11 protein-coding genes are annotated in these 14,053 nt (G+C 67.7%); 7 read left to right on the top strand and 4 right to left on the bottom strand.

Annotated features, from left to right (window positions below; all coding sequences use genetic code 11):
• The first annotated feature begins 77 nt into the window (after positions 1–77).
• Complete coding sequence (locus KXJ60_RS00480) at positions 78–1,079, top strand: endonuclease/exonuclease/phosphatase family protein (protein ID WP_291123262.1); 1,002 nt, start codon at positions 78–80, stop codon at positions 1,077–1,079.
• Here the strand turns inward: KXJ60_RS00480 and cphA (KXJ60_RS00475) are convergent.
• Together cphA (KXJ60_RS00475) and cphA (KXJ60_RS00470) are read right to left on the bottom strand one after the other, a co-directional pair.
• The gene (gene cphA / locus KXJ60_RS00475; protein WP_291123254.1) at positions 1,068–3,668 is read right to left on the bottom strand and encodes a cyanophycin synthetase; all 2,601 of its coding nucleotides are present in this window, start codon (positions 3,666–3,668) and stop codon (positions 1,068–1,070) included. The two genes, KXJ60_RS00480 and cphA (KXJ60_RS00475), sit on opposite strands and share 12 nt — an antisense overlap.
• A 38-nt stretch (positions 3,669–3,706) precedes the next feature.
• Positions 3,707–5,923, bottom strand: a complete 2,217-nt coding sequence (cphA, locus tag KXJ60_RS00470; RefSeq protein ID WP_291123251.1) for a cyanophycin synthetase — start codon at positions 5,921–5,923, stop codon at positions 3,707–3,709.
• Positions 5,924–6,090: 167 nt separating this feature from the next.
• Here cphA (KXJ60_RS00470) and KXJ60_RS00465 point away from each other — a divergent pair, with 167 nt between their 5' ends.
• Both KXJ60_RS00465 and KXJ60_RS00460 read left to right on the top strand, forming a co-directional pair.
• Positions 6,091–8,370 (top strand): ABC transporter ATP-binding protein, encoded by a 2,280-nt coding sequence (locus KXJ60_RS00465; RefSeq protein WP_291123248.1) that lies wholly within the window; start codon positions 6,091–6,093, stop codon positions 8,368–8,370.
• A complete protein-coding gene (locus KXJ60_RS00460; RefSeq protein ID WP_291123245.1) occupies positions 8,367–8,852 on the top strand; it encodes a DUF1854 domain-containing protein in 486 nt (161 codons plus the stop codon). The genes KXJ60_RS00465 and KXJ60_RS00460 overlap by 4 nt, the downstream gene beginning before the upstream one ends.
• Here KXJ60_RS00460 and KXJ60_RS00455 read toward each other — a convergent pair.
• Positions 8,849–9,232 (bottom strand): hypothetical protein, encoded by a 384-nt coding sequence (locus KXJ60_RS00455; protein ID WP_291123242.1) that lies wholly within the window; start codon positions 9,230–9,232, stop codon positions 8,849–8,851. The genes KXJ60_RS00460 and KXJ60_RS00455 overlap by 4 nt on opposite strands.
• Before the next feature lie 86 nt (positions 9,233–9,318).
• Between KXJ60_RS00455 and KXJ60_RS00450 the strand changes: the two genes are divergently transcribed.
• Complete coding sequence (locus KXJ60_RS00450; protein WP_291123239.1) at positions 9,319–9,981, top strand: response regulator; 663 nt, start codon at positions 9,319–9,321, stop codon at positions 9,979–9,981.
• A complete protein-coding gene (locus KXJ60_RS00445) occupies positions 9,978–11,384 on the top strand; it encodes an ATP-binding protein (RefSeq protein WP_291123236.1) in 1,407 nt (468 codons plus the stop codon). Before KXJ60_RS00450 ends, KXJ60_RS00445 begins: the two co-directional genes overlap by 4 nt.
• Here the strand turns inward: KXJ60_RS00445 and KXJ60_RS00440 are convergent.
• The gene (locus KXJ60_RS00440) at positions 11,381–11,947 is read right to left on the bottom strand and encodes a DUF4148 domain-containing protein (RefSeq protein WP_291123233.1); all 567 of its coding nucleotides are present in this window, start codon (positions 11,945–11,947) and stop codon (positions 11,381–11,383) included. The genes KXJ60_RS00445 and KXJ60_RS00440 overlap by 4 nt on opposite strands.
• A 215-nt stretch (positions 11,948–12,162) precedes the next feature.
• On the opposite strand from KXJ60_RS00440, the gene KXJ60_RS00435 reads away from it, so the two are divergent.
• Both KXJ60_RS00435 and KXJ60_RS00430 read left to right on the top strand, forming a co-directional pair.
• Complete coding sequence (locus KXJ60_RS00435; RefSeq protein ID WP_291123231.1) at positions 12,163–13,095, top strand: LysR family transcriptional regulator; 933 nt, start codon at positions 12,163–12,165, stop codon at positions 13,093–13,095.
• 93 nt (positions 13,096–13,188) lie between these two features.
• Entirely contained in the window at positions 13,189–14,043 is an 855-nt protein-coding gene (locus KXJ60_RS00430) for a hypothetical protein (RefSeq protein WP_291123228.1), read from the top strand.
• Positions 14,044–14,053 lie beyond the last annotated feature (10 nt).

The raw sequence follows: 14,053 nt of genomic DNA, 5'->3' as shown, positions 1-14,053 counted from the left end.
CCCATGACCGCACCGCCCCTCCAGACGCCCCGTCTGCCCTTCATGGCAACGGGGCGTCCGCACGTTACGCCACGCTCATGATGGCCACCTGCAACGTGCTCAACCTCGCTCTGCCCGGGCGCCACTTCTATGACGGGCAGGACCCCTACAGCCAGACCGAATTCGAGCGCAAGGTGGGCTGGCTGGGCGACCGGTTCAGAGCGCTCAATGCCGACGTGATCGCGGTCCAGGAAGTGTGGGACGAGCAGGCCTTGCAAACGGCGGTGGCGCGCAGCGGTCTTCAATACGGTTTCGTGGCCGTACCTGGCGCGGAGAACGGCGACGGGCGAGCGGGTGCACAAGGCACGCCGCGCGTGGGGATCGTCACGCGGCTGAAGGTCGATTCCGTGCAGTCGCTGGCGGCATTTCCAGCGGCGGCCGTGGTGGACGTGCCCGGACTGGGTCCACACACCCGCTTCGAGCGGCCCCCGATGGTGGCGATGCTGCGGCTCAAACACGGCCAACCGGTGTGCGTCATCACCGCACACCTCAAGAGCAAGCGGCCGAAGTTCCTGGAAGACGCCAGCGGCAAGATCAGCGAAGACACCGGCGACCCCGCCGTGCAGGCCCTGGCGTCGCTGCGATCGTTGATCATGCGCGCCAGCGAGGCGCTGGCGCTGCGCCTGACGGTGGTCGATCTGCTGCACCGCTCGCGCCTGCCGCTGGTGCTCATGGGCGACCTCAACGACAGCCCGCACAGCGTGACCACGCAGCTGATTGCGGCGACCACCCAGGTGGCTTACGACAAAGGCGCGCGAGACCACGCGCTTTTCAGCGCCTGGGACGTGCAGGGTGAGGCGGCCCTGCGCCGCGACGTGGCCTATTCGCACATCCACCAGGGCTACCCGGAGGTGCTGGATCAGGTGCTGGTCAGCGAGGAGTTTGTGGCCAGCAGCCGGGGATCGCTGGGCGACGTGAGGCGCGTGGAGGTGTTCAACGACCACCTTTTCGAAGGCCGCGACCGCAGCCGCAGCGACCACGGTTTCGTGCGGGCGCTGCTGCGGCTGCGCCTGCCCGAACCGTCGTCTTCAGGCGGCTGAACCCGCCACCGGGGCGTTGGCCTCGCTGATGCGCTGGGCCAGGTGGGCCAGCGCCTCTTCCACCTGATCCACCAGCACGAGGCACAGGTCGCCTGGCTGCAGCCGCGCCAGTGCGGTGTCGATGGCCACGAACTCGCCGCGGATTTCCATCACCTCTTGCGTGCGGCTGGCACCGTCCAGGCCCTGACGCAGGAGCTTGAGCACCTCGCCGTCTTCCCGCCCACGCTGGCAGGCGTCCTGGAAGAGCAGCACGTCGTCAAAGGCATCGCCCAGAATCGCTGTCTGCTCGCGGATGTCTTCATCGCGGCGGTCACCGGCCCCGCTGATCACCACGCTGCGCCGGCGCGCCGGCATGGCATTGACGGCGTGCACCAGGGCGCGCATGGCATCGGGGTTGTGGCCGTAGTCGGCAATCACTGTGGCGCCCCGGTAGTCCATCACGTTGAAGCGACCGGGCGCGTTGTCGGCGTCGTTGGAAAAGTTGGCCAGGCCGCGCGCGATGGTGTCCCAGTCCAGTCCGGCGCACCAGGCAGCGCCGATGGCGGCCATGACGTTGTCCTTCTGGAAACCGATGGTGCCGCCCCGCGTGATGGGGACGCCCTGCAGCGGAATCTGCACGCGCCAGCTGCCTTCGGTGACCAGGATGCGGTCGCCCTCGACGCAGATCGTGCGCTTGCCCTGCACGCGGTGCGCGGCCAGCACGGGGTGGTCGTGATCCTGCGCGAAAAACACCACGCCACCCGTGCATTTGGCGGCCATGGCGGCAACGATCGGATCGGCCGCGTTCAGCACGGCATAACCGGTGGGCGCCACGTTCATCACGATCACGCGCTTGAGCACGGCGAGGTCTTCCACCGTGGTGATGTAGTTGAGCCCCAGGTGGTCTCCCGTGCCCACGTTGGTCACCACGGCCACCCGGCACTGGTCAAAGCCCAGGCCCTCACGCAGCATGCCGCCACGTGCGGTCTCCAGCACGGCGGCGTCCACGTCGGGGTGCATCAGCACGTTGCGTGCGCTCTTGGGGCCAGAACAGTCGCCGCTGTCGATCTGGCGACCGTCCACGTACACACCATCGGTGTTGGTCATGCCCACGCGCATGCCGCTCGTGGCCATGAGATGCGCGATCAACCGCGTCGTGGTGGTCTTGCCGTTGGTGCCCGTGACAGCCACCACAGGAATGCGGCCGTCGTCACCGGGCTCGAACATGTGCGCCACCACGGCCTCGCCCACCGGACGGCCTTTGCCATACGACGGCGCCAGGTGCATGCGCAGGCCAGGTGCTGCGTTGACTTCGACCACACCACCGTGCTGCTTTTCCAGCGGCACGTGGACGTTCTCACACACCACATCGACACCACAGATGTCCAGCCCCACCGTCTGCGCCGCCGCCACCGCGCGCGCGGCCACATCGGGGTGCAGGTCGTCGGTCACGTCGGTGGCGGTGCCGCCGGTGCTCAGGTTGGCGTTGTTGCGCAGCACGACGCGGCGGCCCATCTCGGGCACCGAATCGGGCTTGAGACCCTGCACGTCCAGGCGCGCCAGCGCGATGTCGTCGAAGCGGATCTTGGTCAGTGACGTGGCATGGCCCTCGCCACGCCGCGGGTCGGTGTTGACCAGATCGACCAGCTCGCGCACCGTGTGCTCGCCATCGCCAATCACGTGCGGGGGCTCGCGGCGCGAGGCCGCCACCACGCGGTCGCCCACCACCAGCAGCCGGAAATCGCTGCCGGGCAAAAACTTCTCGACCATCACCTCGCCAAAATCGGCGGCGGCGCGAAAGGCAATCTCCAGGTGCTCGCGGGAGACGATGTTCACCGTGACGCCTTTGCCCTGATTGCCGTCCTGCGGCTTGACGACCACGGGCAGGCCGATGTCCTGCGCGGCGGCCCAGGCATCGTCCACGTCCTTGACGGGGCGCCCCTCGGGCACCGGCACGCCGGCCGCGGCGAGCAGGGTTTTGGTGAGGTCTTTGTCTTGCGCGATGGATTCGGCCACCGCGCTGGTGCTGTCCACTTCAGCCGCCCAGATGCGCCGCTGGCGCGAGCCCCAGCCGAGTTGCACCAGGCTGCCGGAGGTCAGGCGGCGGTAGGGAATGTTGCGCGCAACGGCAGCGTCCACGATGCAGCCGGTGCTGGGCCCCAGGCGCACGTCTTCGTCCAGCGAGCGCAGGCGCACGATGGCGGCCTCGACGTCAAAGCCTTGCGGGAGTCCGGCCTGCGCCGCCTTGACCAGATCGCGGCCGAGGTCAAAGGCCAGCCGGCCCACCACCTCCTCGCTGTACTCCACCACGACCTGGAACACCCCCGGTTCCACCGTGGCCGACGCGCGGCTGAAGGTGACGGGGCAGCCCGCCTGGGCCTGCAATGCCAGCACGGTGTGTTCCAGCACATGCGCCAGAGACAGGCGTTCTTGCGGGTTGCTCGGCTCCAGGGGGCCCACGGCGGGAAAGAGCTCGCGCAGGCGCCGCTCGAAATCCGGCAAGGCCTGCATGTCGAGTTCCTGCGGTTCGCAGGCCACGATGGCCTCTATGCAGGTGTGTCGGCTCCAGAGGTTGGGGCCGCGCAAGGTCCGGATTCGGGAAACGTCCATGAAGGAAGCTGCAAATGATTGAAAAAAAGAAGGCGCGCTCAACGCGCCTGGTCTACGGCAGCCGCTTCGGCCGGTGCGGCATCCACACCCGACGTTTCGATGCCGGCGGCCATGAGCTCTGGCGAAACCGACAGGGCCCACGCGGCAGCGGCCACGGCCATCAGGGCGTGTTCGCCCAGTGACTGTGCCAGACGCTGCACGACGGGTGCATCCAGACGCACCCTATGTGTCTTGCGCGTGCCTTCTGCCAGCTCCAGCGCGCCGTCGCCGCCGATCGACACCGTGCGATGACCCGCGGCGCGGTGGCGCTCCAGCACCGGGGAGGCGGGATTGCGGCCATAGAAAATCACGTCGCCGTCGCATAGCTCGGCCATTTCCACGAGGCGCGCGTCATCGGCATTGAGCACGGCCACGCCTTCGGGCAGCACCACGTCCACCTGGGTGCGCAACACGCGGTAGAGCTGGTCCACGTTGTGCACGTCGTGCTGTTCCAGGCCCTGCACGTTGTCCAGGTCGGTCACCACCCCCACCGCGCAGCGGTCGTAGGCCATGCCGTCTTCCAGAATGACCGCAGCGCCGTTCTGCATGACCACTGCATCGACATCGCGGTTCATCAGCAGGCGCTGACCGGCGTCCCAGTGCGCGCTGGGGCGCGCGTCGACCTTGCGGTTGCCCAGAAAGAGCCCCTCGTCACAGGCCAGCCCCACCTGGCGACCGCTCAGGTGCAGCAGCCAGGCCACCAGCCGGGCGATGGCGTTGCCGTGACGCGACCCCGCCACCCCGACGATGGGCACGCGGCCGTTGCCACCTTCATCGAAAAGGTGATCGACGATGGCGCGGCCCACGGGGCGCGACAGACCGGTGGCCGGTTTGAGGTGCATCAGCAACCCCGGCCCCGCATTCACCTCGACCACGGCGCCGCCCTGCTCCTGCAAGGGACGGCTGATGTCCTGCGTCACCACGTCCACGCCAGCCACGTCGAGCCCCACCACGCGGGCGGCCAACGCCACGGCATGCGCCACCTCGGGGTGCACGTCGTCTGTGCAGTCGATCGCCACGTTGCCGTTGCGTTGCACGAGCACCTTGCGGCCTGCCGCCGGCACGGCTTCGCCCGACAGGCCCTGCCGCTCCAGCAGCAGTCGCATCACAGGCTCGCGCTCCAGATAAATGGTCTCGAGGGGAAATTCTTCCGCCTCGCCTCGGCGGGGGTCGCTGTTGAGCTGGGTGTCGATCAGCTGGGCCACGGTGGATCGGCCATCGCCCACCACCGACAGGCTTTCGCCACGGGCCGCCGCCACCACCTTGCCGCCGACCACCAGCAGACGATGCTCTTCACCGCGCACGTAGCGTTCAACGATGACTTCGCTGCCCTCCACATCGGCCACGGTGTAGGCTTTTTCAACGTCGCTGCGCTCGGACAGGTCCAGGCTCACCCCGCGACCGTGGTTGGCGTCCGAGGGCTTGACCACCACAGGCAACCCGATGTCGAGAGCCGCTTCCCATGCCGCCTGCGGGCTGTCGACCACCTGCCCCTCGGGCACCGGCACGCCGCACGAAGCCAGAAGGCTTTTGGTCAGGTCTTTGTCGTGCGCGATGTTGCCGGCAATGGCGCTGGTGCGGTCGGTCTCGGCGGTCCAGATGCGGCGCTGGTGGCGACCATGCCCCAGTTGCACGAGGTTGCCGTCGTTGAGGCGCAGGTGGGGGATGCCACGGTCTGTGGCCGCGGACACGATGGACGCGGTGCTCGGGCCGAGGTAGCTGCGATCGATCTGGTCGGCCAGCCGGGCCACGGCCGCCGCCACGTCGAAAGTGGCTGGGCCGGCGGGCAGGCGGATGGCCGCCAGCAAAAGCGCGTGGGCTTCGGCCAGGGCAACGCGGGCCACCGCCTCGTCACGCGCCCGGAACACCATGCGGTACACGCCGCGCCGGGTGCTTTCCCGGGTCTGACCAAAGCCCGTGGGCATGCCCGCCAGGTTCAGCAGCTCGATGACGATGTGTTCGAGGATGTGCCCGGCCCAGGTGCCTTCGCGCAGCCGCTCGATGAAGCCCCCGCGCTCGCCCACGCCGCAGTGGTGCTCTTCCAGCGCGGGCAGCCATGCCACAAGACGTTCGGTGAGGCCGGGGAGCTTGTTCGACGGGAGGTCTTCGAGGTCGCCCAGATCGAGCCAGACTTCGAGGACCGGACGGTACGTCCAGATGTTGGGGCCGCGCAGGTAATTGATGCGAAGCAGCTTGATATCGTGAAGTGAGCTCATGTCTCCAGCGGGACGTGTGGTTCGAGCGACCGGATATATCGACCAGCCGGGGTTCAGAAGAACTTGGATGCCATCAGTGAGCGCCGGCTCGACATCGGTGAAAATGCAAGACTCCCCCTTGGGAGCGTGCCATTTCTCGCGGTCGACGCCACGCTGTCATCTTCACCATGCCTTCACACTTTCCAGCTGAATCCTCAGCCCCAGGAGCCGACCCTGCGCCGGACGCCTTGCGCCCCGCATCAAGCCAACTGGGGGGCGATGATAGCGCTGTCGCTGCTTTGGCGCTGGACTTGGACAGCCATTTACATTTCCGCACGCAAACGTTGTTGTTAACCCGACAAAAGTTCACGCTGGAGGGCCACGAATGGCCACTGGCGCCGGGGATGGAGCTGCGGCTGAGCGACCACGCCGGTGTGGGCATGCTGGAGCTGCTGAACGCCGAGGAACGTGTGGCGGTGTGGCGCTTCTCCATGGGTGAGCACGGCCGCGCTGCAAGGCTGGTCGACCAGTTCCAGCGCCTGATGGTCCAACGCAGCGAAGCACCGGCAGCACACATCGACGATGCCGCCCGCACCTGCCCCCAGTGCAACGCCGCCCTGCCGCCCGACACCGACGAGTGCGCCGAGTGCGCACCGGATGTCCCGCAGGCGACGCCCTCCACCTGGGTGCTGCTGCGTTTGTGGCGGTTTGCCCGCCCCTACCGCTGGACGCTGCTGGCCGGTTTTGCGCTCACGCTGGCGTCCACCGCCGCCACGCTGGTGCCGCCCTACCTCACCATTCCGCTGATGGACCGCGTGCTGATCCCGTTCCAGAACGGCCAGGACATCGACACCGGCCTGGTGCTGGCGCTGCTCGCCGGGCTGCTGGGCTCGGCGCTGCTGGCCTGGGGCCTGGGCTGGGCACGCACGTGGTTGCTTGCGCTGGTGTCCGAGCGCATCAGCTCGGACCTGCGCACCACCACCTTCGACCACCTGCTGGAGCTCTCGCTCGATTACTTCAGCACCAAGCGCACCGGCGACCTGATGGCCCGCATTGGCAGCGAAACCGACCGCATCAGCGTGTTCCTCTCGCTGCACGCGCTGGACTTCGCCACCGACGTGCTGATGATCGGCATGACCGCCGTCATCCTGTTCTCGATCAACCCCTGGCTGGCGCTGGCCACCTTGGTGCCCCTGCCGTTCATTGCCTGGATGATCCACCTGGTGCGCGATCGCCTGCGCACCGGCTTCGAGAAGATCGACCGCGTCTGGGGCGAAGTCACCAACGTGCTGGCCGACACCATCCCCGGCATCCGCGTGGTCAAGGCGTTCGCGCAGGAAAGCCGTGAAGCCCGCCGCTTCAAGCGCGCCAACGAGCACAACCTGGCCATCAACGACCGCATCAACAAAACCTGGTCGCTGTTCACCCCCACGGTGACGTTGCTCACGGAGGTGGGCTTGCTGGTGGTGTGGGCTTTCGGCATCTGGCTGGTGAGCCACAACGAGATCACCGTGGGTGTGCTCACCGCCTTCATCGCCTACATCGGCCGCTTCTACGGCCGGCTCGACTCCATGAGCCGCATCGTCTCGGTGACCCAGAAAGCGGCATCCGGCGCCAAACGCATTTTCGACATCCTCGATCACGTCTCCAACGTGCCCGAACCCGCGCAGCCCGTGCCGCTCCAGCAGGTGCAGGGCGGCTTGCAGATGGAAGACGTGAGCTTTCGCTACGGCAGCCGCACGGTGATCCGCAACCTGAGTCTGGAGATCCGTCCGGGTGAAATGATCGGTCTGGTCGGCCACAGCGGCTCGGGCAAGAGCACGCTCGTGAACCTGCTCTGCCGCTTCTACGACGTGAGCGAGGGCTCGATCCGTATCGATGGCGTGGACGTGCGCCGCGTGGCCGTGGCCGATTTCCGCCGCCACATCGGCCTGGTGCTGCAGGAGCCGTTTCTGTTCTTCGGCACGATCGCCGAGAACATCGCCTACGGCAAACCCGACGCGACGCGGGCCGAGATCGTCGCCGCCGCACGCGCGGCCCACGCGCACGAGTTCATCCTGCGCCTGCCGCAGGGCTACGACTCGCTGGTGGGCGAGCGGGGCCAGGGTCTCTCGGGCGGCGAGCGCCAGCGCATCAGCATTGCGCGTGCGCTGCTGATCGACCCGCGCATCCTCATCCTGGACGAGGCCACCTCTTCGGTGGACACCGAGACCGAGAAAGAAATCCAGAAAGCACTGGACAACCTGGTGCAGGGCCGCACCACCATTGCCATTGCGCACCGCCTCTCCACGCTGCGCAAGGCCGACCGCCTGGTGGTGATGGACCGGGGCCAGGTCGTCGAGATCGGCCCGCACGACGAGCTGATGGCCCAGCGCGGCGCCTACTGGCGGCTGTACGAAGCCCAGGCGCGCAAGGAGCAGGAAGCCGCCGCCCTGCTCGACGCCACCCCACCCACGGAGGCCGCATGAGCGACTCGACGAATGCCACTGCCACCTGGCACCTGCAACGCAACCGTCTGGGTCGCCTCGTGCTCACCGACGCGCAAGGGATCGAGCACACCGGCGTGGTGCCCGTGCGGGCGTTTCCCATCGGTGCGCCCGATGAAGGCCTTTCGCTGGTGGGGGCCGATGGGCACGAACTGGTCTGGATCGAACGCCTCAGCGCCCTGCCACCCGAGCTCGGCCAGTTATTGCAGGAGGAGCTTGCGCAGCGCGAATTCACACCCGTGATGGAGCGCATCGTCTCGGTGTCCACCTTCTCCACGCCCAGCCACTGGCAGGTCGAGACCGATCGCGGCCCCACGCAGTTCGTGTTGCGCAGCGAGGACGACATCCGTCGCCTGGACGGCCAGGCCTTGCTGGTGCTCAGCGGCCACGGCGTGACGTTTGCCGTGCGCGACCGGCTCGCACTCGACGGGCCCTCGCGCCGCCTGCTCGACCGGTTCCTCTAGCCCCTGACGAACAGCGTGACCAGCGGCTCGTCGCCCACCTGACGGCTGCGATGGCCATGCACGGCAGCATCAAACGTGGCGCCCTCGGGCAGGGTGTCGGCCGAGTAGAAATGCTGGCCGGGGCCGAAGGCGCGCCAGCTGCCGTCCTGCAGACCGATCTCCATGCAGCCCCGCAACACGAACAGCCACTGGGGCGCACCGGTGCAATGGAAGTCGCTGCGAAACCCCACCGGGCTCTCGCGCAGCTGGCAGGCCGTGGCGGGCAGCAGCGCCGAGAGCCGGGCAGCCGGCGTGCCCTCGTCCAGCGCGATGTCCGTTTCGCGAAAGCGCGCGCGACCGTCGGTGTCGGTGTACAGAATGACCTGCGGAAATGTGCTCAAGAAAGTCTCCAGCCTGGGGGCATGTTTCAACGGTTCGGGTTGTACCAGAGGGACTCCCGGCGTTTTTTGGCACACACTACCCTCCCATGAAAATCCTGCTCGCAGAAGACGATGCCATGCTGGGCCGAGGGCTGGTGCGCGGGCTGCGCATGGCGGGCCTGTCGGTGGACTGGGTGAGCGATGGGCTCAAGGCCCAGCAAGCGCTGAGCACCACCGACTACGAGGTCTTGCTGCTCGATATCGGCCTGCCGGGCCAGGACGGACTGCACTTGCTGCAATGGATGCGCGCCAAAGGCGAGTCGGCCGCAGTGCTCGTGATCTCGGCGCGCGATGCCGTGCACGACCGCGTGGCGGGCCTCAACATGGGGGCTGACGATTACCTCACCAAGCCGTTCGACCTGGACGAACTGCTCGCACGCGTGCACGCCCTGGCACGCCGGCGCGGCGGTCGGGCAGAGCCCGAGTTGCAGCTCGGCCGGCTGGTGCTGCGTCCGCAGCGCCGCGAAGCCTTGCTGGACGACCAGCAGGTGGTGCTGGCGGCGCGCGAATACGACCTCTTGCTGGCCCTGATGGAACGTCCCGGCACCGTGCTCTCGCGCGAGCAGCTGGAAAACCGGCTGTATGGCTGGCACGACGAGGTGTCGAGCAACGCGGTGGAGGTGCACGTGCACCACCTGCGGCGCAAGCTCGGACCCGCCTGGATCAAGAACGTGCGCGGCGTCGGCTACAAGCTGGTGGCCGTCGAATGAATTCGATCCGCCAGCGCCTGCTGTTCTGGCAGATCTCGGCGCTGATCATCACCAGCGTGCTGGTGAGCGCGTTCACCTACCACCTGGCCTGGCAGGCGTTCAACCGCGTGCGCGACTACGCCATGGAGCAGATCGCCCACTCGGTGGTGCGCCACGGTGTCCGGCCTCAAGGCGGGGTTCACGAACGCCAGGGGGTCGACACCCATCCGTTGGCGGCTGCGCCTGTACAGGGAGACGCGGCGCCGCGTGCCACGAACGATCTCGGGCTCTTCATCAGCCAGATCTGGTCGCCGCAGGGCGAGCTGTTGTACTCCTCCGTCGATGGCACGGGTCCACCGCTGCAGGCGCCCGGATTTCACGACGTCGAATGGTCGGGTGAGGCCTGGCGCGTGTTCACGCTGAACGACGATGAAGACATCGTTCAGGTGGCCAAGACGGCGAGTGAACGGGCCAGCAGCTTTGCCGGCATGGCGCCCTGGCTGCTGGCGCCGGTGGCGTTGCTGGTGCTGCTGCTCGGCGCGGTGATCCGACTGGCGGTCAACCGGGCACTGCAACCGCTGGACACCCTCGGCCAGGACATCCAGCGGCGCGGCGACAACGACCTGCATGCGGTGCCCATTCGCGGCATGCCGCAAGAGCTGATGCCGCTGGGCCAGTCGCTCAACCAGTTGCTTGAACGCGTGGCAGGTCTGCTGGCCCGCCAGCGCCAGGTGCTGGCCGACGCCGCGCACGAGCTCAACACACCGCTGGCCGCGGTCAAGCTGCAGGCGCAGCTGGCGCGCCGGTCCAGCGACAGCGACCGCGTGGCCGCTCTCGATGAACTGGACGAAGGCATTGACCGCAGCACACACCTGGTGGCGCAGCTGCTGCAGATGGCACGGCTGGAGTCCGACGAGCGCAAAGACCTGCCCGTGCCTGTGCGGCTGGACCAGCTGGCCGCCAACACCGTCGCCGCATTCTCGGCCCAGGCCGACGCGCGCGACATCGACCTGGGCCTGGTCACCTGCGCAGCGGCCACCGTCCACGCCGATCCCGCTGACCTGCGGGTGCTGCTCGACAACCTCGTGGACAACGCACTGCGCCACACGCCAGCCGGCAGCCAGGTCGATGTGCGCGTCGAAGAAAGCGACGGTCAGGCGATCCTGATCGTGGACGACAACGGCCCCGGGATTGCCGAGGCCGATCGCGAGCGGGCACTGCAGCGCTTCGTGCGGCTGAACCCCACCGCAGACGCCTCGGGCAGCGGGCTGGGGTTGGCCATCGTGAAGCACATCGCCCAAAAAAACGAAGGGCTGCTGACCTTGGTCAGCAGCCCTTCGGGTGGGCTGCGCGTGCGCGTTGTGTTCAACGCCCGGCAAGCCGCTGTGTCGAAACCGCCCGACAGGGCGGCCGCGCCGGCTTAGCCGCCGTTGGCGCTGCGCGAGTTGACCACGTCAGCGCGCACGTCTTCACGGGCAACGCCTTGGGCCAGCACCGGCTGCGGATAGCGGTTGGGGTACAGCTGGTTGAACTTGGCACCGGTTTCGCCGTCGGCAATCAGTTCGCCATTGCGGATGGCTTCAGCCAGCTCGGCCTTGACCTGTTCGCGGGTCTTGCCCACGGCCACGGTCGTTGCAGGCGCTTCGTTGCGGGCTGCAGCGTATTGGGCAGGCGCCACGTCCTTGAACTTGGCACCGGTTTCGCCGTCGGCCACGAGGTCGCCATTGCGCACGGCTTCGGCGAGTTCGGCCTTCACTTCGGCGCGGGTCTTGCCCACAGCGACGGGCTGGGCGTACAGGTGCGGATACAGCTGGTTGAAGCGGGCACCGGTTTCGCCATCGGCGATCAGGTCACCATTGCGCTGGGCCTGGGCCAGTTCGGCGCGCACTTGCTCGCGGGTTTTGGCGGCTGCGGGGTCGGCGGCCAGGGCGTGGCCAGCCACGAGGGTAGAGAGAGCGATGGCAACAACAGACAGACGGGTTTTCATGACAGTTTCCTTTAAGAGGGTTGAACATGCCGGTCGGTCCGTTGTGCGGTCTGGCCGGCTTCGATGCCTCTGCGGAGGGGTTTGCGTGCATCGATGGGATGAACTGTAAAGTTTCCAATCCTGAAGAAAAACAGCACTCAAACCATTACTCTGTTTCGGAATCAGCAACAATCGAGCCATTAACCTCAGGGAAAACCCTTTAAAGGAGTTCAGCCATGGACCGTCTTGCCTCAATGCGCGCCTTCCAGAAAGTGATCGATGAAGGGGGGTTTGCGGCCGCCGCCCGCGCCCTGGACATGTCGCCCGCGGTGGTGACCCGCCTCGTGGCCGATCTCGAAGAGCATCTGGGCACGCGCCTGCTGCACCGCACGACGCGCCGCGTGTCGCTCACCGACGCCGGCGAGAGCTACCTCGACCGGGTGCGCGTGATCCTGCAGGAACTGGACGAGGCCCACGCGCTGGTGAGCTCGCAGACGAGCGAGCTCGCTGGCGTGCTGCGCCTGCTTGCGCCGCCTGTGCTGGCCACCCACGTGCTCGCTCCGCTGGTGAGCGGTTTTCGGCAGGCGTACCCGAAGATCCTGCTCGACATCGACGTGGAGTCGCACCGCGAACCGCCCATCGAGGACTACGACATCACGCTGATGGGCGCAAAGGCGTCGTTCGACGCCAACGTGATCGCTCGCAAGGTGCTCTCCAGCGTCACGGTGTTGCTGGCGTCGCCCGACTACCTGCGCCGCAAAGGCACGCCCGCGCGCCCGGAAGAACTGGCGCAGCACCACTGTCTGCGCCTGAAACCGGCCGCCGGCCGCAGCCGCGCCTGGCGCCTGCTGCACGAGACGGACGAGGCGCGCTTTGTGGACATCGATGTGCAGCCCGTGCTGTGGGCCAACCACACCGACACGCTGATGCACGCCGCGCTCGACGGCGCGGGCATCACCGCCACCACCATCGAGCTGGCCGCGCCCCTCATCCAGAACGGCGATCTGGTGCGCGTGCTCAACCCCTGGATCACCGACCGGCTCACGCTCTATGCGGCGCTGCCCAGCCGCAAGTTCATGCCCCGGCGCACCGAGGTGTTTCTGGACTACCTCATCGAGCAGACCCGCGCGCGCGTGGGCAGCGCGCTGGCCACCTGCAGCAGCTGCTGAAGCACGCCGTTACACAAAACCCGCGCGGCTTCAACCCCGACGGCGCGGGTCGTTCGTTTCACTGGGCTCCATCCACTTTTTCACGGAGCCCGCATGACACCCCTGACCTCTTTGCGCACCTGCCTGGCCGTGGCGGCCCTCGCTGCGATGCCGATCCTGCCGGCCCACGCAGTGGGTCGCCTTGCCGATCTCCAGGTGATCGACCGCGACAGCGGCGAAACGCTCACCGTGTACCTCCACCAGGGCGAACACTGGGTGGCGGGGCGGCCCGGTGCGCGCTATGCGGTGTCGGTGCGCAACGCCACCGGAGCCCGCGTGCTGGGCGTGGTGTCGGTCGACGGCGTCAACGCCATCTCGGGCGAGACGGCCGCCTGGCAACAGACGGGGTATGTGCTCGCACCGTGGCAGCAACACGCCATCACCGGCTGGCGCAAGAGCGATACCGAAGTGGCGGCCTTCCATTTCACCGCGTCGGGCGCTTCATACGCCGAGCGCACCGGTCGCCCGGCGCACGTGGGCGTGATCGGTGTGGCCGTGTTTCGCGAGAAACCGCTGCCACCACCGCCGCCAGTGGTGCAGCCCTGGTCCTCGCAGCGCGAGCAGGGCGCGGCCGAAAACCGGTCTTCTGCACCGTCGGGCGCTGCCGATGCTGCGGCGGGAGCCGATGCGCCCGCCGGCGAGCGGGCCGAGTCGCTCAGCGCGCGCCGCATGGCCCCCGCCACACCCGCTCCGCGACTGGGCACCGGTCATGGCGCACGCGAAAACGCGCCCGTCACGTACACGACCTTTGAGCGCCGGAGCAACCGCCCCGACGAGCTCATCCGCATCCGCTACGACAGCCACGAGAACCTGGTCGCCATGGGCATCATCCCCACGCAAGCGGTGCCACCCCGACCCAACCCCTTCCCCGGCGCAGTGCAGCCCGGCTACGCGCCCGACCCGAGCTGAGACGCTACCC

The organism is Hydrogenophaga sp. (genome assembly GCF_019264445.1).
Classification (GTDB): Bacteria; Pseudomonadota; Gammaproteobacteria; order Burkholderiales; family Burkholderiaceae_C; genus Hydrogenophaga.
This window is presented reverse-complemented; position numbering and strand designations above follow the sequence as displayed.

Excerpts from the sequence above, each read along its gene's own strand:
- KXJ60_RS00480 (WP_291123262.1), top strand. The coding sequence starts at position 78 with ATGATGGCCACCTGCAACGTGCTCAACCTCGCTCTGCCCGGGCGCCAC.
- cphA (WP_291123254.1), bottom strand. The coding sequence starts at position 3,668 with ATGGACGTTTCCCGAATCCGGACCTTGCGCGGCCCCAACCTCTGGAGC.
- cphA (WP_291123251.1), bottom strand. The coding sequence starts at position 5,923 with ATGAGCTCACTTCACGATATCAAGCTGCTTCGCATCAATTACCTGCGC.
- KXJ60_RS00465 (WP_291123248.1), top strand. The coding sequence starts at position 6,091 with ATGCCTTCACACTTTCCAGCTGAATCCTCAGCCCCAGGAGCCGACCCT.
- KXJ60_RS00460 (WP_291123245.1), top strand. The coding sequence starts at position 8,367 with ATGAGCGACTCGACGAATGCCACTGCCACCTGGCACCTGCAACGCAAC.
- KXJ60_RS00450 (WP_291123239.1), top strand. The coding sequence starts at position 9,319 with ATGAAAATCCTGCTCGCAGAAGACGATGCCATGCTGGGCCGAGGGCTG.
- KXJ60_RS00445 (WP_291123236.1), top strand. The coding sequence starts at position 9,978 with ATGAATTCGATCCGCCAGCGCCTGCTGTTCTGGCAGATCTCGGCGCTG.
- KXJ60_RS00440 (WP_291123233.1), bottom strand. The coding sequence starts at position 11,947 with ATGAAAACCCGTCTGTCTGTTGTTGCCATCGCTCTCTCTACCCTCGTG.
- KXJ60_RS00435 (WP_291123231.1), top strand. The coding sequence starts at position 12,163 with ATGGACCGTCTTGCCTCAATGCGCGCCTTCCAGAAAGTGATCGATGAA.
- KXJ60_RS00430 (WP_291123228.1), top strand. The coding sequence starts at position 13,189 with ATGACACCCCTGACCTCTTTGCGCACCTGCCTGGCCGTGGCGGCCCTC.